Source organism: Paludisphaera rhizosphaerae (assembly GCF_011065895.1).
GTDB lineage: Bacteria > Planctomycetota > Planctomycetia > Isosphaerales > Isosphaeraceae > Paludisphaera > Paludisphaera rhizosphaerae.
On the sequence record NZ_JAALCR010000004.1, the window covers coordinates 65,421 to 83,796 of the forward strand.

The following is an 18,376-nucleotide window of genomic DNA, read 5'->3' on the forward strand; positions in this document are numbered from 1 at the left end:
CAGACCCGCAGACCGATCAGTGATCGAGCCGATAGGATGGAGAAGCGATCACCACGGAGCCCGCCCCTCCCTTGTTGCGATCGGGTGAATCGAGCAGCAGGAGAGAGTCCCACGCCAGCGGCCGGTGAATCGCCCCGTCGTCGGCTCCTCCCCAACGTCCCCCCTTCGCCGAGCCGTCGAGCGGGATGCTGACGAGTCGCCAGCCCTTGAAATCGAGCCTGCCGAGGTCGGGCTGGAACGTCTGCCCCGTCTTGTCGGTGAACCGGCAGCGGAGGTACGCGTTCGAGCCGTCCCCCTTGATCCAGAGGAGGGCCTCACGGGCGTTCTCAGGAATGGGCAAGGGTTTACGAGGATGGACCGTCAGGTAACGCCATCCGGGATCGAACTGAAAATCGACCTTGAGAACCCGCTCGTCTCTCCCGTCGGACTTCTCGATCGTCGTCTTCACGGGTTGGCCCGCCTGCCCTTTGTTTTCCACGTGCAGGATGGTTTCGACGCCGTCCAGCACCTCACTACGATCGAGACCGCGAATCGGTTCGAAGCGACCGAGGATTGGCTCCAAAACCGGGGTTTCGTAAGAATCTCTCATGGAAAGATTTACATCTTGCGATTCGATCGGCAGCGTGAGCTTCCTTTCCGATTCCCCCTCTGGGATCGACACGGGGACGGTGGCAAGTTCGCGACGATCAGGCCCGAGGGAGACGAGACGCCCCTCGAAGGGAAGCTTGGACGGGTTCTTGATGGTCGCCTGATACACCTGGCCTCGAGGCGCGACGGCGAGTTCCAGCGGATCGATTCGCCAAATCTTGAAAGGTGCGAGCGCAGGCAGGGGACGATCCTTGTAGCGGATCTCCACCTCGAATTCACGCGAAGGGCTGCGCACCCATGAAGGAGGAGGCGTCAGGGGGGCCCCTCCCGGGTCGGCTAACCTCAGGGGAAACTGATGCACGCCCAGCACCCGAGCCGTCAAATGGGGAGCATAGATCGGAGGGCGGTAAATCCGAGGCGAGGGATCGGGTGCCGTGATCGCGCCACGCCCCTGCTCGACGAGAGGCCCGGTCCAGAGAGCGGCCGTCGCCAACGCCTCCAGTGATTCCGCGTCGGGGTCCTCGGGTTTGACGAGGCGGATGCTTGGAGTCCGCGACGCTTCCGAGGCCTTCGGATCGGTTGTCCACGAGACGATCGCGATTGATTCGCGGGGTTGCACGACCGGCCCAGGGCCTGTGCCCAGGAGCATGGGCGGCCTGGCGAAGAGTAATCGCCATTCCGATGGACTTTCGCCCTTGAGACGATGGCGGAACTCATACCCCCGCAAGGTCTGGATCAGGTTCTTGGCCGCCAGGAACGAAGGCTTCGGCGATAGATCCTGGCGGACGGTGCCGAAGCGGTGTTCGTTCTCTTTGGGATCGGGGCCGTCGTCCTTCCAGTCGTAGAAGATCGAGAGATTGACGCCGTTGGCGAGGTTCGACAAATACTCCCGGACGATGTATCTCGCCTGCTCGGCCTCGCTGAACCGTTTCTCGGCCGTGGAGTAGCCCCACTCCCCTGAGATGATCGGCAGCATCTTCCGGCCCGGCGAAGCGTAGCGGGCGATCATGGCGCGAAGCCGGCCATAGTCGTCGGCGGCCGTCTCGGGGTTGCTCTCGCGATAGGGATGGACCGAGACGGCGTCCAGCTTCTCAAGGATTCCCGAGGCGAAGAGCGTCTCGAAAAACTCCCAGGGGAACTGAGACGAAGCCGGGGCCATGACGAATGCATCGGGGTCGCCTCCGCGAAGGGCGTCGACGGTCGCGTTGGCGAGCTTTGTGTAGTCGTCCGCGTTGGGCTTCGGCTTCCAGAACGAGATGTTGGGCTCGTTCCAGATCTCCCAGATCACCCCTCGTCCCTTGAAGTGGGCGGCGGCCGCCCTGGCATACGCGGCGAACGCGGCGCGGCCTTCGGGAGTATGAGGCGACAAGCCGCCGTCGTATCTCGGATGGCCGTAGTCGAGGATGAAGTAAGCCCGGGCCCCGACCTTGTCCAGGTGTCCGACCAGGCGGTCGAAGGCCGAGAAATCGTACTTGCCCGGCTGCTTCTCAACCCCCGCCCAGCCCAGGTCCATGCGGACCCACTTGAAGCCGGCCTCCGCGAACCGTTCCATCTCGCCGGGCTTCGGGTCGGTGAAATGGATGTTGACGCCGAACCCGTCTGGGATCCTCGGTCTGGGAAGTAGGTTGATCCGATCCGGCGCAGCGGCGATCAGGAGAACGGCCGCCGCTGCGAGGAAGATCCGGGGGAGGACGGATTTCATCGAGGACTCCAGTAGGAAGATCGGCCTCGTCGGCGAATCAGCCGGCGGGAGCGTCCGCTTTTTCGCGGAGGGCCTTGGCTTCAGGATGCTCGGGGTCGGCCTTGAGGATCTCGTCAAGGGTCGCCTTGGCGTCGTCCTTGCGGCCGGCGTCGAGCAGCGCCTGCGCCATCTTGAGCTTGATATCGACGGGCTTCTTGGGCTTGAGCGTCAGGGCGACGCGGTACTCCTCGATCGCCTCGGTGGGCTTCTTGCCCAGCGCCAGAGCGTCGCCCAGCAGGACGTGGGATGTCGGGCTGTAGACGTCGACGTAGAGGCATTCCCGCGCCCACTTCTCGGCCTCGGCCGCGTCGTCGCGGCCGAGCCATCGCTCGGCCAGGGTGTTGCGGACGGCGAGGTTGTCGGCGTCGTTGTCGGCGAGTTGGGCCAAATCGGCGAGGAAGGCCTCCACCTTCTTCTGACGGAGATGAACGCGACCCAGGTTGGCGATCCACTTGGAGTGCTGGGGGTCGCCCTGGTGGGCCTTCTCGTAGAGCTTCTCGGCCTCGTCGAGTCGGTCCGCCTTGAGGTACAGCTCGGCCAGTTGATCCACGACTCGCTCGTCGGGATGCTCGGGGTCGAGGGCCGGCTCCAGGATCTCCAGCGCGGCCTCGTCGTCGCCGATCGAGCCCAGCAGTCGGGCTTTCACGTAGCTGGCCAGCGGGTGGTTGGGCTTGAGCTTCAGCGCCTTCTCCGCGAGCGGCCGGGCGGCCTTGAGGTCGCGGCGGGTGAAGTGCTCGTAGGCCATCTTGGCGTTCAGGTCCGGATCGTCGGGCTTGGCCTTCAACTCGCGTTCGAGCTGCGAGAACTTCATGGGCTCGTCCGAGTCCACCCGGGCGCGGATCGTCTTGACCACGTCGTCGAGGTGGGCGAGATAGCCCTTCTCGAAGTCGGCCTTGTCGACCTGGAAGCAATCGCGGATCGCCCCTTCCGTGGTCAGACCGCGACGGTAGGCCGTCAGCATTTTGATCTGCGCGTCCGGGCCGAACCGCTTGGCCATGTACTGGGCGTAAAGTTGGGCCTGGCAGTAGGCCATCTGGCGGTCGTCGGGCTCGTCGGGACGGATGAAGCCCAGGTTGATCGTGTCGAGGTTCAGGAGCTTTTTCCGCGAGGGGACGCGTTCCAGCAGCAGCTTGTTCCATTCCTGAGGCCGGGGGCTGGCCTCGCTCTCAACGGCGAGGGCCTCGGTGTACCAGTGGGGGATGTTGAACTCGGTTTCCTGCAGGGTCACGACGTGCGTGAACTCGTGCTTGATAACCCGGGCCCAGTTGTAGGGCTTGTTGGTCGCCCGAGGGCTGGCCATGGCGACGATCTTCCCCGTACAGGCGCCGACGGTCGGGATGAAGGGGAGCGCCACCGTCCGGCCGCTGAACCACTGGTGGTCCTTCATGATCTCGATCTTGGTCCGGCTCGGCGGTTTGTAGCCGAACATGGCGGTCAGCTCGGGCATGACCGATTCCAGATATTCGGACATGTACTTCGCCAGCAAATCGTCCTGCCCCGGCAGGTAGGTTGTGACGAAGTGCTCGGAGTCGATCGCCTTGTAGGTGCTCATATGCTTGAGCACGCGCATCATGTTGTCGGCCCGGACGTTGAACGGGTCGGCGGCGAAGGCCGCGTTGAAGAGCGAATTGGCCTCGTCCTCCCGGCCGATCTGCATGTAGAGCATCCCCAGGCCGATGGGAACGTCGGCGCGGCCGGGGTCGGCCTGCGCGGCCAGAAGGAAGGCGCGTTCGGCCGTGAAATACTTGCGGCGGTCGGCCAGGCGCTCGGCCAGCCCGGCGTAGAAGTTCGCCGGGCGAGGATTGTTCGACAACGCGGTCAGCTCGGCCGCCGCCGCGCCGGCGGGGTCGACCAGGAGTCGGCATGAGGCCGCGAGCCTCGCCAGGGCGTCCTCGTCGCGAGGGTTTGCGGCGACGGCCTTCTTGGAGGCCTCGAGCGCGTCCTGGAATCGCTCGTCGGAGATGTTCAGGTCGGCGATCAGGATGTGCGCGGGGCCGTAGTTCGGATTGACGGACAGGGCCCGCTCGGCCTTCTTCCGGCCGGCGGAGAGGCGATAGCCCTGGAGGTCGGCCTGGCCGAGCGTGACCAGGACCTCGGGGGCCAGCGGGTTGATCTGCGAGGCCCGCGTCAGCTCCTTCATGGCCTTCCCCTCGGCATAGCCCGAGAGGAACATCCGCCCTTCCAACCAGGGAGCCTTCCAGCAAGTCGGGTCGGCCTTGAGCGCGCCTTCGTAGATCTCGTTCAGGACGTCGTTGAGCGACTCCGCCAGCTCCTCGCCGCGAGCCGAGGCGCGGTAGTAGCGCTCGGCGGCCTGGCCGATGATGATAAGCGCCTCGGCGTCCTCGGCGACCTGTCGTCGATTCTCGTTGTAACGGTCGACGAACCACTTGCAGGCCTCGACGGCCTTCTCCAACTCGCCGCGGGCTTCCAGAAGTCGGGCGGCCGTCCAGCGGGCCGGCAGATCGTTGGGATCGATCGCCAGGGCTCGCTTCACGGCCTCGTCGGCGGCCTCCCAGCGACCGCGCTGGAAATGGAGTTCAGAGAGCCTGGCGGCGACCTTCGACGCTTTCGGGTCCTTGGCCTCGACGGCTTCCAGGATGGCCACGGCCGCGTCGACCTCTCCCTGCGCCGCCTTGGCGTTCGCCTGGCCGAGCGCCAGGGTGCGTTCCAAATCCGGCGTCAGGCCGTCGGGCTTCTTGCGGGCGGCCTCGACGAGTGCGTCGTAAGCCTCCTCGGCCTCCGCGTAGCGGCCGCTCGCCATGAGCCGCCGGGCCCCGTCCGAATCGACCGCGCCGCCGGCCTGAGCAACCAGCGCTGCGAGCATCATGATCGTTCCACAACCCATGGCAGCTCCCTCCTCTGAGTCGATCATTCCACGTTACCAGAAGGCTGCCGAGGATGGCAGTCGGTCGTCGATCGCGCGGCTTTCCCTTGCAAGGTTGGGGCGTCTCGTTGTACATTCCGGCCAATCCGATGGGCGTCCAGCACCAACCGCTGGACAGGAAGCCGGTGAGAATCCGGCGCGGGACCGCCGCTGTAAGCGAGAAGGTCCCCGGACGACACGGAACCCTGACGAGACGACTTCCCCATTTCGGGAATCGGCTTCGTCGGCGTTCCCAGCCACTGCGAGCCAAGGCTCGTGGGAAGGCGTTCGGGGGCCGATCGACTCGCGAGCCAGAATACGGCCCTTCGGACACCCAGTTGATGCTTCGGCCTCAAGCATCCGGGGGAAGGCGTCCCGCCGCGCACCCTGCGCAGACCGGCCCCACGCCCTCTTCGTTCCGCGAGGCCGTCCCCGAAGGCCCCGGAATGGCTCGCTCAAACGTCTCCTCCTCATCGACCCGGCCGGCGCACGTCGTCCACCCGTCGATCCTCCGTGATGCCTCGGCAGGGCGTTGCGGAAGGTTGCGGCGGCGCCGTGCGCCGACCGGGTCGATGAGGTTCCGGAGCCGCTGAGCGAGCATCACCGAACGCCTCCAGGGACGAGCGCCGAGACCTAGACCCGCCCCTCACGAATCCGTGGGGAAGGCGGGACCGGGGATCGTGCGCGCCGGCATCGTCTCAGAGCTTGATTCAACGAAAGGAACTGCTGATGCGTCTCGCGACTCACCGCCTCGCCCCGGGCTTGCTCCTCACCGCCCTCCTCTCCTTCGTTCCCAACGTCCTCGCCGACTTCGACCCTCAGATCGGCCAGGCCGGCTCGCTGGGGATCGCCCAGTCCAGCAACCTGTTCAAGGCCTGGGCGACGAACGTGGTCTCGATCGATCGGGGGCCGATGAACGCCGCGAATCCCGGGCTCGGCGACGCCAGTTCTGGCTCATTCCCGGGTCTGATTTCGCTGGGCGACGGCGGTTCGATCACCCTGAAGTTCGACAATCCGCTCTACGACGGTGCAGGGGCCGACTTCGCCGTGTTTGAGAACGGCTTCCTCTCCGGCGGGCCCGGCCTCGCCTTCCTCGAACTGGCGTTCGTGGAGGTCTCGACCGACGGCGTGAACTTCTTCAGGTTCGACGCCACGTCGCTGACCCAGACCGACACGCAGGTCGGGGGCTTCGGGCTTCTCGACGCCAGCAAGATCAACAACCTCGCCGGGAAGTACATCTCGGGTTACGGGACAGGCTTCGACCTCGCGGAGTTGGCGGGACGCTCGCCGCTGCTGGACGTCAACAACATCAACTACGTCCGGATCATCGACGTCGTCGGCTCAATCGACCCCGCCTACGGCAGCTATGACGCCTTCGGCCACCTGATCAACGACCCGTTCACCACGCCGTTCGCGTCCTCGGGGTTCGACCTCTCCGCGGTCGGCGCAATTAACGTCGCCTCCGTCCCCGAGCCGGCGAGCCTCGCCACGGCCGGGATCGGGGCAACGATCATGGCCGTGGCGTTGCGGTCGCGACGGCGTCGCGACGCGTGAATGAGAACGGCCCGGCGGCGGTGGATAGGTCCACAACGGCCTTCCCCCCATGCGGGGGAAGGTGGCCCAAAGGGCACGAATGGTTCTCAGTTCTCAGTTGAGAGAGAGGAGAGTAAGTACGTTCCCTCGGTCGAGAACTGAGAACTGCCAACTGAGAACTCTACGGCGGTCATCCCCCCCATCTGACCGCTTCGCGGTCTGTCTTCCCCCGCGAGGCGGGAAGACTGTCGGATCGCGCCCCTCAGCTTTCTCTCAAACCTCGGAGGTCGCCGGTTCCTCGGCTTCTTCCAGGTCGTCGCCGTAAAACTCGAAGAAGCCCTGGCCGGCGAGCGAGTCGGCCATGGCTTTTCGGACGGTCTTGAGCTGGCCGGCGAACCGGATGTACTCGTCGACCAGGCGATTGCGGCGATCTTCGGACATCTGGAGGATGTCCGTGTAGTAGCGACGGTTCCGCCGCTTGTCGCGGAAGCTCCACAACTGCTTGATCCGCCGGCCGACGCGTTCGTCGTCGTATTCCAGGAGCCGAGCGTACTGGCGGGCCTTCATCTTCTTGGCGAAGGCGATCAGCTCAGCCTCGGATTCATACCCGCCGATCGTCTCGATCCAGTCGACGATCTGCTCGGTGACCAGGCGCGGCCCTTTTTCCTCGCAGAGTTCCTTGAGGCTGGCGACGATCTCGGCAGGTCCCATGCGCGGGTCTCCCAATCGACCGAACCGATGCGCGCGATATTCGACACTCCTCGCTCAACGCCACCAGCATCCGCCGGAAGCCATTTCTGGATTGAGGGTTTGGAATCGGTTCATAACCACGCAAGCATGGCCATGGCACCCCAATCCGTCCTTCTTCGATGGTGTTGAGCGAGGAGTGTCCGATATTCCGTGATTGAAGTCGATTGTAGGCGCGCGCATGTCCCCTGTCGATGGACTTCCGTGCAGATTCTTGCATAAACTGCTGTATCAGCGGTCATTCAGGCGACAGACTCCGCCGGACCCGATCATTTTCCGTTTCCGGTCGGCCGATCCACCTCGACGACCACGTCGCCGACGTCCACCGGCTGGGCCTGGTCCCCATCGGGAACGTCCACAGCCTTACTCGTCCTCGTAAGAAACGTCGGTAGTGGTGTCGCACCAGGCGGGATGGACCCGCTGGTATCGGCGATTAATTCGTAGGCGCCGGGCGGGACGTCATCAATGCGGAACCGGCCGTCCGCATCCAGGCCCGATCCGTACTGGACGAGCACCGGAAACCCCGCGCTCCCTAGCCGCAGCACCAGCAGCATCTCGCGCGAAGGTGGTTGAGTGAGGACCACGGGTTTGAGCCGTGTCCAATCAACGGCCTTGCCGTCTCGCGCGACCAGCCGACCCACGACGGGCCGACCTGAGCCCCCGATCGTGGCCTGAGACACCTTCCCTGCCTCAACGACGACCGGAACCACCCAACAAAGCCTCGACGAGGAACTGTCGGAGTTCGTCGAGCCGATCAGTCGACAGACCTGACCCGGCCCGGGAGGGACCCAGGAGAACGAGAAGCGACCCTCCGCATCGGTCTGAGCCACAGCGTCAAAGTCCACCCGTCGCGATGGCCCCGGAGGCCGTTCCCGCATATAGCGGACGGTTACGCCTTGCGCCGGACGTCGCCCGACGAGCACCTTCCCCTCGATCCGCCCCCACGCAGACATCTTGAGGGTATGCGTCGCGGCGAACTCCTCGGCCGACGCCTGAGCCACTCCAGCATCCGCGACCGCTGCGAGTTCATAATCGCCCGAGGGAATCGGGAGTGCGAAACGCCCCTCAGGGTTGGTTCTCACAATCTCCGTCTCGCCTCTCCGACTGAAAGCCGGCCCCTCGACCGCGACCGAACTCGAACCACGCGACGCGACCTCGACTCCGGCCGCCGGCTTGCCGTCGGGCCGTAGCACCACCCCTTCAAGCTGGCCGCCGGTCTCCAGCGCGAAGTCCTCCGTGACCACCCCCTCATCAGGTTGGAAGACTCGGGAAACCACGGGTTTGTACCCGGGCGCCTCAACCCGAAGCGCCCGGCCCTTGTACGGTATATCCGTCTTCACCTCATATCGACCGTCCGAGAACGTACGCAGATCATTCCGCAGCCATGAGGGTTCAGGCTGGCCCGAGGAGATGTACCCGGGGAGGACGGTGAATTGGGGGATCGACCGTCGGGTGACTGCATCGACGACGGACCCGGAGATCGCAAGGGTAGGATTCATCACCACGACCTGCTCGGCGTCGCCGGCCTTCATGGGTGTATCCTCGCGATACATGTACCCCTCGCGATAGAAGGTGAACTGGACCGTATCGTCCGGGGCGTTCTTCCAGACGAACCGGCCGTCCGCGTCGGACTTCATCACGCCGATCCTGACCCAAAGCTGTTTTCGACCGCGCCAGGTGTTCGGCTGGCAGCTCACTCCCTCGATGGGCTTCCCCTGCTTGTCGACGACGCGCCCGCGAATCGTCGCGGCGGGACCAAGCCGGATCTCCACAGGAGGAGTCGCATCCTTCTCCATGACGTCGACGTCCTGGACCTGGACGCTGAAGCCTTCAGCCAGGACGACGAGAAACGACGGCTCCGGACTGAGTTTCCGAAGAGAAAACATGCCGGCGGCGTCGGTTTCTGCTCTCGGCGCAACGACGGAGGTTGGGAAGTGCTGCAAACCCAACGCCACCTTTGCCGCTGCCACGGGCTTGCCGTCTGGCCCGACAACGCGCCCCGACACCGTCGCTCCCTTCGTCAACGTCGTTTTGAAACCGGGATCGGCACGGCCTGCTCGATAGTCGGGGTGCTTGACGCCGACGTTGACGCGGTCGATGACCTCAGGAGCCTCATCAGTCCGCCAATGCCCCTGGGCGTCTGTCTTGACGCTGGCGAAATCGAACGAGAACGAGCCAGGGCCCCCTACGGCCGACATACTCAAATCGACCGAAGCCCCCTCGATCGGCGCTCCGGTTTCGTCGACGACCTCGCCGACGAGCGTTCGGCCTCTTGCAAGCCGGAACTCCTGGGACTCGGGAATGACGATCGTCTGAAAGGAGTCGACCCACCGCCAGAAGGGGACCGCCACGAAACCGGGCTTCCGAAGGAGCAAGTAGAAGCTCCTCAGGTCGACTCCCGTTGGGTACTCAACGGCCAGGGCGCCGTCGGGTCCGGTGATCAAGTTGGCGACGGCCGGCCGTTTCGCCCCATTCACTTGTTGCCTGTACTCGACGGCCACCCCAGGCAAGGGCTCGCCGGTCGCAGCGTCGACGACGCGGATGGTCATGGTTTTCTTCCCGGGCTCGTCAGCCTTCTTCGAGGCGGCCGGAGGAGGTTCCTCCTGAGCGCGGATTACGGCCGCGCCGCCGATGAGCGCGGCGAAGACGGCGGAGACGAGAAACGCGGGCATGACGAGCCTCCTGGGTAGTGGTGCACGGTAGACGAATCGCTGGAGCGAGGCGATCCGGCGGCGGACGTCGCAGGCGCGGGCCATCGCCAGGCCATGGGCGGGGGGCGAGGCGTTCGCTCGCAAGGCCAGGCGGGCGAGCGCCCGGCCGTAGGTCGCCACGTCGCCAAGGCGGTCGACGGCCACGGCGTCGCAGACGGCGTCGCAAGCCGCCGCGTGCGACTGCCGCATTCGCCAGGCGAGCGGATGGAACCACAGGCCGATCGACGCCAAGTGCAGCGCGTCGTTCCAGACGAGGTCGCCGTTGCGCACGTGCGTTAGTTCGTGAACCAGCACGGCATCCAGGTCGGGCCCCAGCGCATCGAGCCCCATCCCCGCCGGGAGCAGAACCACCGGGCGCAACAAGCCCGTGAGACAGGGCGAGGCGACCTCGGACGTCGCGACGACCCGCACACGCCTCCTCACGCCCAATCGCGAGGCCGCATCGCGGCAGGCGTCTCGCACCGCTTCCGGCGCGTCCTCCGCACGCCTCACGACTCGCGACAACCGCCACGCCCCGATCGCGAACCGAAGCCCGAAGACGACGACCCCGCCGAGCCAGACGGCCGGCAGCCAGGCCGACGAATGGAAGGTGGGGGACGGCGGAGCGGGAGAAAGCACGAGCCGATCCGCGAACGCATCAACGGAATCGGGCGTGATGAAGACGGGCGTCGGTGCGGCCGACGACGTCGAAGCGACACTCATCGGCTGGGGCGTTGTTCGAAGCGGCGAGGCGACGCGCCAGGTCACCAGGGGCGGCGCGGTGGCGAGCACGACGACGGCAGCCAGGCCCACGACAGCCGCTCGCCAAACCAGGACCCGCCAGCGAGGGTTCGCCCGCGACAGCCCCCACGTAGTCAGCCAGGCCGCGAGGAGAACGGCCGTCGCCTTCAGGACGAGGATCGCGCCAACGGGAGCGTCGGCCAGCCGGGTGAAATCGGGCATGGCGTTCATCGCCGCTTTCCTCCCTCGTTCGACGTCGGCCGATCGTCCTGCTCGTCGGCCAGTTTCCGGAGCGCGATCAGGTCGTCCTCGCTGAGCTTCTCCGACCGGATGATGTTCAGCACGAGGTTCTCAACCGAGCCGCCGCAGTACGCGTCCACCAGCTCGCCGAGCATCGTCCGAAAGGCCGACTTCCGCCGCGTCGACGGCTTGTAATAGAACGCCTTGCCGACCAGCCGACGCGTGACGTGCCCCTTCTCCAGCAACGTCGAGAGATGGGATCGCAGGGCCGGATTCTTGATCGGCTCCGGGAACCGCGTCTGCAACTCGGCCGGCTTCATCTCGCCGTGCTCCCAGAGGAGCCGCATCACCTTCAACTCGCCCTGAGTCAATCGCGCCATCGTCCACCTCCGATCTGCAGACCGTACTGCACATTGACGCGCCGATCCAGAGAAATGTGCAGAAGAATCTGCACATCGAATCCCCGTGCGCAGCGGCTTGCCCGCGAGGCGGCGGCGTGTAGAATCAACCGGTGAACGGAAACCCATCGAATCGACCCCATCGATCGAAAATCATGAGTACCGACTTCGCGAAACGCCGCTCGCTCATGGTCCTGCTCGTCGCGGCAGCCTTTTCCACGTCGACTACGGCGGGGGAACCGCCCGATCCGGCGGCCGTCGAGCGTGGGCGGAAGGCGATGGAGGGGCGGCAGTTCCTCAACGCGGAGTGGTCGGACGCCGCCTTCAAGGGGGTGGCGAAGTTCTGGGGCGAGCCCGCGCCCGATCCGGACGTCGATCCGGACGGCTATGCCCGGGCCTTCGCCAAGCGATACGGGTTCCACCCCGCGCCCTTCCCCAACGACGGCCTGCCGATGGGGCTGAAGCGATCGACTAAGGCCGACGGCAAGACGCGGGGGATGCAGGTCGACTGCCTGGTCTGCCACGGGGGATCAATCGGCGGGAAGAGCTACGTCGGGTTGCCGAACACGCAGATCGATTACGCGGGTTTCTTCCCCGACCTCTTCCGGGCCGACGGCCGCCGCCTGCCGATCCTGCCGTTCGTCCTGAACACCTCGCGCGGAACGACCAACGCGGGGATGATGTCGGTCGCCTTGATGGCCTTCCGCAATTCCGACCTCTCCCTGCGCAGGTTCCCGATGGCGATGGGCACGAACCTGCCCGAGCTGGACGCCCCGCCGTGGTGGGTCCTCAAGTATAAGACGACGATGTACTACGACGGCCGGACGCCGGCGGGGTCGGTCCGCTCGATCATGCAGTTTCTGCTCGCTGAGAAGACGGCCGACCAGTTCCGCGAGTTGGAGCCAGCCTTCGCGGACATCCACGCCTATCTGCTCAGCATCGAGCCGCCGAAGTATCCCTTCGCCGTCGACGCCGACGCGGCCGCGCGCGGTCGGGCCGTCTTCGAGGAATCGTGCGCGAAATGCCACGGCGCCTACGGCGAACGGGTCGACTACCCGAACGTCGTCGTTCCGCTGGACGTGATCAAGACCGACCCGGCGCGGATCGAGGGGCTCTCCGAGCTGTCCGTCAACCACTACAACTCGACGTGGTTCGCCGAGCGGCATCCGGTCGACGTCGACGCCGAGCGTGGATATCAGGCGCCGCCGCTCGTGGGGATCTGGGCGAGCGCGCCGTACCTTCACAACGGCTCAGTCCCCACCTTGCGGGCCCTGCTCGACTCGCGTCTCCGTCCCCGGCGCTATCTCCGGCCGCCGTCGACGGATTTCGAGCATTACGACCAGCGCGACGTGGGCTGGAAGTTCGTCGAGGCCCCCGACGGCCCGCCCGATCCGAAAGACCCGCGCAGGGTCTTCGACGCCTCACGGTATGGCCTGGGCGTGGGCGGTCACACCTTCGGCGACAAGCTCAGCGAGGCCCAGAGGTCTGATCTGATTGAGTATCTCAAGACGCTCTGATCCGACCATTTCAAAAGTACTTAGCGAGCGTCCCAACGTCTTCCCCCCTGGAGGGGAGAAGATAGACCGCGAAGCGGTCAGATGAGGGGGATGACCGGCGTCGGAGCTCTGAATACGGTTCGCATTCAGAGCCTTCTGGACCTCCACCCCTCATCCGGCCCTTCGGGCCACCTTCCCCCTCAAGGGGGAAGGTCGATAAGTGCGCACCTATGGGACGGCGATTTACTCAGCGCCGTTCTTCTGCTGGAGAGCCTTCTGGAGGAGGGCTGGGTCCAGCTTCATGGGCTTGGACGACTTGCCGACGGCGGGCCTTCCCTTCTCGTCGACGGGGAGGGGAGGCGCTCCGCCGGAGAGTCGGGCCTCGGCCTCGGCCTGGGCCTTGGCGATGGCGTCGGGCAGCCGGGGGTTGGAAGGGGAGGCCGGAGCCGCATTCGGGGCGACCGGCGGGGTCGACGTTTGAGGCATGACGCCGGAGACGGCGAACGGCACGGGAGCGTCTGCGCCGCCGCTCTTGTCTTCGACCATTCCCTGACCGGGCTGGTACCTCATCGGCGGGGTCTCATAGTGCTGACGGTTCGGCGGCGGAGCGCTGACTCCCGGCCCGGTGATCGGGTCGACCTGCACCGTCGATCGCGTGATTCGACCGCGATCGGCGGCGAAGACTTCTCCCCCCTCGGCGGCAGGAGCGGCCTGAGGATCCCCGGCGACCGGCGCTCCCACTGTGGGACGGAGACGCAGGCTGTTCACCCAGGCGGCCAGGATCTGGTAGCCCCGGTCGGTCGAGCTCTGGAAGATCGGCCGCGACATCCCCTTGCTGTGGGGACGCAGGGAACTGGCCAGCAACTCGCTGCGGCCGGGAGTCTCGCGGTCCACCAGGCTGAGGGCGGCGTCCAGGTTGACCCGCAGAGCGTCGAGCGTCTGGTCGGCCTTCCTCCGGGTGTCGACGAGTTGGAAGCCGCCGTCGTAACGCTCGTTGTGGCATCGGGCGCAGGCGGTCTGGAGGACGGGGTGGACCTGGTCGCGGAATTCGCGGAATCGCTGGTTGGCCGCGTTGGGAGGCAGGTCGAAGATCATGGAAAGGTCACCGACGCCCATCCGCCGCTGAGCGCCGCGGACGACGTCCTTGCTGAGCGGGGCGGGACTGCCCGTGTCGACTTCCTCGCCGGCCGTCCGCTGGAGATCGGCGTCCATCTGCTGCCGGCGAGCCAGGCGGGCCTCATCCATTACCAGGGCCGCGTGCATCGCCTTCGCCTGAGTGTGCTTGGGGACCATGCTAAGCACCTGCTCCAGATGCTTGCGGGCCTCAGCCGGCAGATTCTTGGCCAGGCACCACTGGGCGAGCTTGATCTGCTCGTCGATGTCTTCTTCAGGCACCTGGTCGCATTTGTAAGCGTGGACTTCCTGAATCGAGGCGAAGACGCGCTCGACTCTCTTCACCGGGAATTTCATCTGCCCAATGGGCATGGTCACGACGACCTTGTTCTCTTCCTCATCCTCGGTGACGACCCCCTCAAAGAGTCGGCCGTCGGTGATGAGGACGAATTGCTGCGGGGGAGCCGCCGTCTTGGCGGCCTGTCCGGCCGTCGAAGGGGCGGCGTCGACCGGGTCGGCGGGGTCCTGGCCCTTCCACCCCGCGAGACCCAGCGCGGAGAGGGCGACGACGGCGAGCGCTTTCTTCGACTGGATCATGACCATCAAGGTCCTATTATCAGGAGGCCCTGGGCCGACCGGCCATGAGCCTCGCATCGAGAAATCGAGGGGGAGATGGTGGCGGGACCGTATCTCGGGTCCTACAATTCGTCAAGCTGAACCACGGGCTCGAAAATTCTTTATAAATAGTGAATTTCCAAGACGTTTCATCCGAGGACGCGCGGCCGTGACCGACGAATCTCCGATGCTCCGCGACCTGATCGGCCAGGTCGTGGTTGTGGACCTGATCTCGACGTACGTCTGTCTGGGGACGCTCACCGGCGTCGATCCGCTCTTCCTGGAGATTCGCGACGCTGACCTGCACGACTTCCGTCATGGAGCCGCCTCTCGCGAGGTTTACGTCTACGAATCGGCCACGCTCGGCGTGCGCCGGAACCGTTCTCGCGTACTGCTTCGGTTGGCGGACGTGGTCGCCGTGTCCCGACTCGACGAGGTTTCAACGACTTGACGGCCGGAAGGACGACCCGATCCGTGGATTCCGTCGAACGGTTCGGGGTCGCGGTCGTATAGTGTTCGTGCAAGAAATCGTCGCAGGAGGCGAAGGACTTCCCGCGGGCCGTGGCCCGTCGGAGGCTGACAACCGCCGCGACGTTCGATATGGCGCCGGCCCTTCGGCCGCGCCGGGAAGGAAGAGACGCCATGCTTCGATCGCTCCGCTGGACCGCCCTGCCGCTGATTGCCGCGGCTCTGGCCTGGTCCCCCGCCGCTACCGCCGCCGACGTCCGCGACCGCGCCGGGATGTTCTCCGCCGAGGCCGTCAAGAAGGCCGACGCTGAGCTGAACCGGATCGAGCGGCAGACCGGCGTACCGATAATCATCGAAACGATCGACGCGATCCCCGACCTTCCCGCCGACGCCGACGTCGAGGCCAAGCGGCACTCGATCAACGTTCTGGCGGAGAAGCGCGATCGCGAGCTTCGCGACGAGGGGATCTACATCCTGCTCTCGAAGAAGGACAAGGTGATCTCCAACGTCCTGACCCGTGAGCGGTTGGGTTCGGTCCTCCCCTCGGCGACCCGGCGCGAGATCCGCGATTCGTTCGTCCCCGCGTTCAAAGCGGGCGACTTCGACGGCGGCCTCGTCGCCGCGACGGCGGCCATCGACAAGGCCCTGCCGGACCACCCGGTCGCCGAGGCCCGTCCTCAGCAGCGCCGCGGCCTCATGCCGAACGCGCCAGGACGCCTGGACGTCAACCGACGACCTCAGGCCGCCCCGGCCCAGTTCGGCCTCGGCTCGCTGTTCACGATCGCGCTGGGGATCCTCGCGGTCCTGTTCGTGATCCGGCTGTTCAGCGGGGCCTTCGGCGGCGGCCAGGCGGGCTACCCCGGCGGCTACCCCAAGGGAGGGATGGCCGGCGGCCCCGGCATGGGCGGCCCCGGCTACGGACCTGGTTATGGTGGCGGCTACGGTCGAGGCGGCGGATTCTTCTCCAGCCTGCTCGGCGGCATCGGCGGTGCGATGGCGGGCAACTGGATCTACGACCAGTTCTCCGGTCGACACTCCGGCGGCTACCACACCGACGCGACCGGCTACACCCCCACGGGCCAGGACGACTTCGGCCCCTCGTATGACAACGGCGACGCCATCATCGGCGGCTCCGACGACGGCGGCCAGGGCGCTTCCTGGGGCGACTCGGGCGGCGGCGGCGACTGGGGCGGCGGTGGAGACTGGGGCGGCGGCGGTGACGACGGCGGAAGCTGGTAACCACCGCGATCTGTCTGAAACCTAAACAACAACGGCCGCGCCGGGAGGTCTCCCGACGCGGCCGTTATCGTTTACGAAGCCTTATAGGGCGAGATCGGACAGTCTGGTAGTCTGGCAAGGTGAAGGAAACTCGGAGCCGGTGACGTCCACCCCATCGGGCTTTGCACAGGACTCCTGATCTGATGGCGGAGCATGCCTGGCGACGAGCGGAAGAACTGTTATTCGAGCGGAGTCGAACCGCGATCCAGAACTTCGGCCGCCAGCATCCTGGCGAGTCGTTCTCGCTGTTCGCCTATGTCGTCGATTCCCTATTCACGGGTGTCAGCCTCAATTTCGATACCGCATCGAATTCCCTGAGTGAAGCGATGCGTCATCAGCAGCGTAAGGAGCGGATTCGAAATCAGGTCTTCGAACAGGACCGCGGTTGGGAGCAAGCCCGTTATCTCGTCGCCGAGCCGAGTCAGCAGATCCGCGACTTTAACCACCATGGATCATGGCGACATGAACTTATCGAGTTCGTCCCGTTGCCCGAATGGGGAACCTTTTTCGCTGAATGCGATGATGATCAACAGGGCGAGGAGCTTGAAGGCCGGGTTATCGTATCCCTCTGGCGGGTCGTTGAGCGACTGGTTCAGGCCAACGCCTTCGACGGATTAACACGCGTCGCACCATTCCGTCTGGGGTTCCAGTTTCACGACGATGAATTCGTGGTACTGCGGATTCTCGATTGGCCGGGTGACGAAGGAGGGGGTTGAATAGACCTCGTCTATCGGTCCGCTGCACGTACTCGTGCCTCCGATTTGTTAGCCAGCATCCTCGTCGAAGACATCCGAATGAGCGGGGCTGAATTGAGAACACACGCCGCACCGGGATGGGATTCCGGTGCGGCCACTTCGCTCTCGTCTATCAAGGCTGCTTGATCGTGATGTTCTTGTACCAGCAGTCCTGGCCGTGGTCCTGGAAGCCGAACCAGCCGGTGCGGTCGAGCTTGCCGATGGCGACCTTCTTGAACTTGTGGTCGGAGCCGTCGGCCCGCTTGCCGACCTCGTTGAATTCGTCGAGGTTGATGGTGGTGACCTCGGTCCCGTTGATTTGCACCTTGATGCTCGGGCCCTTGGCGGTGATCGTCATGTGGTTCCACTCGCCGACCGGCTTCTGGGCGTTCGACTTGGGGGCGACCAGGTCGTAGACGGCGCCCGAGTCGTGCAGGCCCTTGCCGGTGGTGTCGTCGATGGCGATCTCCAGGCCCGTGTTCACCGGGTCCTTGAGGTTGTTGACCCGGACGAAGACGCCCGAGTTGCACTTCGCGCTGAGCTTGTAGTCGAAGTCGGCCACGAAGTCGCCCAGCTTCTCCTCGTAGACGACGATGTAGCTGCCGGTGCCGTGGGGGTTGATGGCGCCGTCCTGGATGAACTTCTCCGGCAGCGGCTTGCCGTTGGTGAGCTGCCAGCCCTTGGGGGTGGAGCCGTCGAAGATCGACTTGGCGTCATCCCCGGCGAAGGTCAGGGCCGGGACCAGCAGCGCGGCGGCCAGGGTCGCCGAGATCGACAGGGAGGGCTTGCGGAACGTCATGGTGAGGGCTCGCGAGTAGGCAGGTAAGTCGGCAGGACGACCGCCGCCCCTTTGCGACGGCGTCGGCAACGGCTAACGTATCATGCCGGGGCGAGGGATCCATCCCACAGCCCCGCGAGTGTGTCTTTGATTCTTGGCTGACCCTTCGAGGGGACGGTCTTCCCCCCTCGCGGGGGAAGACAGACCGCGGAGCGGTCAGTTGAGGGGGACGACCGCCGTCGGATTTGCGTCCGAAGCACCGCTTTCGAGGCGACGCCGATCCCCCCTCATCCGGCCCTTCGGGCCACCTTCCCCCGCGAGGGGGGAAGGCCGTTATGGCGGCCTCCAACTCA

At 65.5% G+C, this 18,376-nt stretch carries 12 protein-coding genes and 1 riboswitch; of the genes, 5 read left to right on the forward strand and 7 right to left on the reverse strand.

The features are described from left to right. Positions 1-16: 16 nt before the first annotated feature. Both G5C50_RS06405 and G5C50_RS06410 read right to left on the reverse strand, forming a co-directional pair. The gene (locus G5C50_RS06405) at positions 17-2,290 is read right to left on the reverse strand and encodes a cellulase family glycosylhydrolase (RefSeq protein ID WP_165066662.1); all 2,274 of its coding nucleotides are present in this window, start codon (positions 2,288-2,290) and stop codon (positions 17-19) included. Positions 2,291-2,327: 37 nt separating this feature from the next. Continuing rightward, a complete protein-coding gene (locus G5C50_RS06410) occupies positions 2,328-5,174 on the reverse strand; it encodes a tetratricopeptide repeat protein (protein ID WP_165066665.1) in 2,847 nt (948 codons plus the stop codon). A 113-nt stretch (positions 5,175-5,287) separates the two neighbouring features. Further along, positions 5,288-5,533: riboswitch (cobalamin riboswitch) on the forward strand. 388 nt (positions 5,534-5,921) lie between these two features. Here G5C50_RS06410 and G5C50_RS06415 point away from each other — a divergent pair. Further along, the gene (locus tag G5C50_RS06415; protein WP_165066668.1) at positions 5,922-6,746 is read left to right on the forward strand and encodes a PEP-CTERM sorting domain-containing protein; all 825 of its coding nucleotides are present in this window, start codon (positions 5,922-5,924) and stop codon (positions 6,744-6,746) included. Positions 6,747-6,998: 252 nt separating this feature from the next. Here the strand turns inward: G5C50_RS06415 and G5C50_RS06420 are convergent, their stop codons facing one another. The 3 genes from G5C50_RS06420 to G5C50_RS06430 form a co-directional block, all read right to left on the reverse strand. After that, positions 6,999-7,436, reverse strand: coding sequence for a hypothetical protein (locus tag G5C50_RS06420; RefSeq protein WP_165066671.1), 438 nt, complete (start codon positions 7,434-7,436; stop codon positions 6,999-7,001). Positions 7,437-7,741: 305 nt separating this feature from the next. After that, positions 7,742-11,134 (reverse strand): carboxypeptidase regulatory-like domain-containing protein, encoded by a 3,393-nt coding sequence (locus G5C50_RS06425; RefSeq protein ID WP_165066674.1) that lies wholly within the window; start codon positions 11,132-11,134, stop codon positions 7,742-7,744. Further along, positions 11,131-11,523, reverse strand: a complete 393-nt coding sequence (locus G5C50_RS06430; protein WP_165066677.1) for a BlaI/MecI/CopY family transcriptional regulator — start codon at positions 11,521-11,523, stop codon at positions 11,131-11,133. Before G5C50_RS06430 ends, G5C50_RS06425 begins: the two co-directional genes overlap by 4 nt. A 173-nt stretch (positions 11,524-11,696) precedes the next feature. Between G5C50_RS06430 and G5C50_RS06435 the strand changes: the two genes are divergently transcribed. After that, the gene (locus G5C50_RS06435) at positions 11,697-13,058 is read left to right on the forward strand and encodes a c-type cytochrome (protein WP_240906986.1); all 1,362 of its coding nucleotides are present in this window, start codon (positions 11,697-11,699) and stop codon (positions 13,056-13,058) included. A gap of 222 nt (positions 13,059-13,280) precedes the next feature. Here G5C50_RS06435 and G5C50_RS06440 read toward each other — a convergent pair whose 3' ends face one another. Next, complete coding sequence (locus G5C50_RS06440; RefSeq protein WP_165066680.1) at positions 13,281-14,747, reverse strand: hypothetical protein; 1,467 nt, start codon at positions 14,745-14,747, stop codon at positions 13,281-13,283. Positions 14,748-14,934: 187 nt separating this feature from the next. On the opposite strand from G5C50_RS06440, the gene G5C50_RS06445 reads away from it, so the two are divergent. The 3 genes from G5C50_RS06445 to G5C50_RS06455 all read left to right on the forward strand — a co-directional run bounded on the left by G5C50_RS06445 (position 14,935) and on the right by G5C50_RS06455 (position 17,227). Next, positions 14,935-15,216: a hypothetical protein gene (locus tag G5C50_RS06445; protein WP_240906987.1), complete on the forward strand. Its 282-nt coding sequence runs from the start codon at positions 14,935-14,937 to the stop codon at positions 15,214-15,216. Positions 15,217-15,407: 191 nt separating this feature from the next. Then, entirely contained in the window at positions 15,408-16,472 is a 1,065-nt protein-coding gene (locus G5C50_RS06450; protein ID WP_165066683.1) for a TPM domain-containing protein, read from the forward strand. A 182-nt stretch (positions 16,473-16,654) separates the two neighbouring features. After that, entirely contained in the window at positions 16,655-17,227 is a 573-nt protein-coding gene (locus tag G5C50_RS06455; protein ID WP_165066686.1) for a hypothetical protein, read from the forward strand. 151 nt (positions 17,228-17,378) lie between these two features. On the opposite strand, the gene G5C50_RS06460 is transcribed toward G5C50_RS06455, so the two are convergent. Then, a complete protein-coding gene (locus G5C50_RS06460; RefSeq protein WP_165066689.1) occupies positions 17,379-18,044 on the reverse strand; it encodes a 3-keto-disaccharide hydrolase in 666 nt (221 codons plus the stop codon). Between the last annotated feature and the right edge of the window lie 332 nt (positions 18,045-18,376).

Excerpts from the sequence above, each read along its gene's own strand:
- G5C50_RS06435 (WP_240906986.1), top strand. The coding sequence starts at position 11,697 with ATGAGTACCGACTTCGCGAAACGCCGCTCGCTCATGGTCCTGCTCGTC.
- G5C50_RS06460 (WP_165066689.1), bottom strand. The coding sequence starts at position 18,044 with ATGACGTTCCGCAAGCCCTCCCTGTCGATCTCGGCGACCCTGGCCGCC.
- G5C50_RS06410 (WP_165066665.1), bottom strand. The coding sequence starts at position 5,174 with ATGGGTTGTGGAACGATCATGATGCTCGCAGCGCTGGTTGCTCAGGCC.
- G5C50_RS06455 (WP_165066686.1), top strand. The coding sequence starts at position 16,655 with ATGGCGGAGCATGCCTGGCGACGAGCGGAAGAACTGTTATTCGAGCGG.
- G5C50_RS06450 (WP_165066683.1), top strand. The coding sequence starts at position 15,408 with ATGCTTCGATCGCTCCGCTGGACCGCCCTGCCGCTGATTGCCGCGGCT.
- G5C50_RS06405 (WP_165066662.1), bottom strand. The coding sequence starts at position 2,290 with ATGAAATCCGTCCTCCCCCGGATCTTCCTCGCAGCGGCGGCCGTTCTC.
- G5C50_RS06440 (WP_165066680.1), bottom strand. The coding sequence starts at position 14,747 with ATGATCCAGTCGAAGAAAGCGCTCGCCGTCGTCGCCCTCTCCGCGCTG.
- G5C50_RS06420 (WP_165066671.1), bottom strand. The coding sequence starts at position 7,436 with ATGGGACCTGCCGAGATCGTCGCCAGCCTCAAGGAACTCTGCGAGGAA.
- G5C50_RS06415 (WP_165066668.1), top strand. The coding sequence starts at position 5,922 with ATGCGTCTCGCGACTCACCGCCTCGCCCCGGGCTTGCTCCTCACCGCC.
- G5C50_RS06425 (WP_165066674.1), bottom strand. The coding sequence starts at position 11,134 with ATGAACGCCATGCCCGATTTCACCCGGCTGGCCGACGCTCCCGTTGGC.
- G5C50_RS06430 (WP_165066677.1), bottom strand. The coding sequence starts at position 11,523 with ATGGCGCGATTGACTCAGGGCGAGTTGAAGGTGATGCGGCTCCTCTGG.